The sequence below is a fragment of the Phytoactinopolyspora endophytica genome, from assembly GCF_004138495.1.
In the GTDB taxonomy this organism is placed as follows: domain Bacteria; phylum Actinomycetota; class Actinomycetes; order Jiangellales; family Jiangellaceae; genus Phytoactinopolyspora; species Phytoactinopolyspora endophytica.
Genome location: NZ_ML142881.1, coordinates 31948 through 33568, shown reverse-complemented (window position 1 = coordinate 33568; position 1621 = coordinate 31948). Strand labels below are relative to the sequence as shown.

The window sequence follows — 1621 nt, the reverse complement described above, 5'->3', positions numbered from 1 at the left end:
TGAGTTCCCGTCCAGATGACCCCGCCTGCATGAGACTGCGGCACGCACCAGCGGCCCCACCCAGAACCAGCCACGGGAGACCGTCACACCCTGTCGACCGTTACCGATCAGAGAGAACCCTTCCAGCACTGACAGCGGCTCACGCCATCCCGAACCGCGCCAGAACGCGCCCCCTTCAACCCGAGGACACAACCCAGGCCAGAACCGCCACACTGCCCCAAATCCACGTGGGTCGGATAAGAGAAAATGGTCATGTTCGATACCGACCCACGCGGGCCGATTACGCGTCGCCGGCGCGACAAAGCCACACGCAATGAGTGGCACGGTGCACGGAACGCGGTGGCCGCGTGGGGGATACTGCTGAGATGACGACGACGCGGGTGCGTAAGCGCGCCGACGCCGAGCGGAACATCGCGGCGATCATCGACGCCGCCCACGGGCTGTTCATGCGTGGCGCCGCGCCCAGCATGAGCGAGATTGCGATCGCAGCAGGGGTGGGTCGGGTGACCCTGTATGCGCACTTCCCGTCCCGCGAGCGCGTGCTCGAGGCCGTCATCGACCGGGCGCTGGAGGACACGACCGCGACGCTGGACGCACTGAATCTCGGGAGCGAGCCGGCGGACGTGGAACTTGAAAAGGCAGTACGCACGTCGTGGAAGGCGCTCGACCGTCACCGCCGGCTACGCGAGGTGGCCCTCGCCGAACTAGGGCCGCAGCAGGTCGACGAACGGCACCTTTCTGCGGCAGGGTGGCTCGAGGAGCTCATCGCCAGGGGACGTCGCGACAACCTCTTCCGTACCGACCTGCCCCAGTCGTGGCTGGTGGCGATGTTCTTCAACACGTTGCACACCGGGGCGGACGAGGTCAACGCCGGCCGCCTGGCCGCAGCCGAGGCTCCAGACGTGCTCGGCGCGACCGTGCTATCCGTCTTACGCAGATCAAGCTGAATTGCCTGCCCCGCGCGGATACTAAGCGCCGCACCCAGGCGGGCTAGTCGCGTGCCCAGTCGCGCAGAGCGGTCAGCACCTGGGAGCCGACCTGCTTGATGGTGTCGACTGGGTCGGTGCTCGCGACCTGGACCGCGACGTAGTCCGCTCCGACGTCGCGGACCAGCGGCTTGTACGCCTCGGCGAGCTGATCCAGGTCACGGACAATGGTGTACTTGTCCAGGATCTCCTGCCGGTCCATGGCGTCCGCACGCTCCCGGAGCACCATCGGGTCGGCGACCTCCAGTCGGCCCGGCGCGCGCAACCCGCGCATCGCTGCCAGTGCCTCCCACGCCTCGTCGTCGCTTCCGGCCAGCACCACCCAGCGGGTGGCCATGATGGTGGTCGACGCGCCGCGCTCGGCGGCCGCCTGCCGGTACGGCGTGATGACTCGCTCCAGCGCATCCGCCGGGTCCTTGACACTGGTGATCAGCCCTTCGGCCTTCTGGCCGGCGAAGGTGGCGGACTTCGGGCCGCCCGCAGCCATCCAGACCGGAACCCCGCCGGTGGGTGGACTGTACAGCTTCGCCGTGCGGGCCTGGTAGTACTCGCCGTCGACGTCGAGCTTCTCGCCGGCGAGCAGGCCATGGATGATGTCCAGGGCCTCGCCCATTCGGGCAATGCGCTCCTGGTAG

General features: G+C 68.0%; 2 protein-coding genes. One reads left to right on the top strand and one right to left on the bottom strand.

Features of this window, described 5'->3' with window-relative positions:
* Positions 1–365 precede the first annotated feature (365 nt).
* Positions 366–947 carry a TetR/AcrR family transcriptional regulator gene (locus ELR45_RS33460; RefSeq protein ID WP_129670145.1) on the top strand — a complete coding sequence of 194 codons (582 nt, stop codon included), beginning with the start codon at positions 366–368 and terminating at the stop codon, positions 945–947.
* A 43-nt stretch (positions 948–990) separates the two neighbouring features.
* Here the strand turns inward: ELR45_RS33460 and ELR45_RS40055 are convergent.
* Positions 991–1621 (bottom strand): LLM class flavin-dependent oxidoreductase (locus ELR45_RS40055; protein ID WP_205857779.1); only part of this gene is annotated, 631 nt, incomplete at its 5' end.

What these genes read in the sequence shown, in the direction of transcription:
- ELR45_RS33460 (WP_129670145.1), top strand. Translation starts at nt 366, where the DNA reads ATGACGACGACGCGGGTGCGTAAGCGCGCCGACGCCGAGCGGAACATC.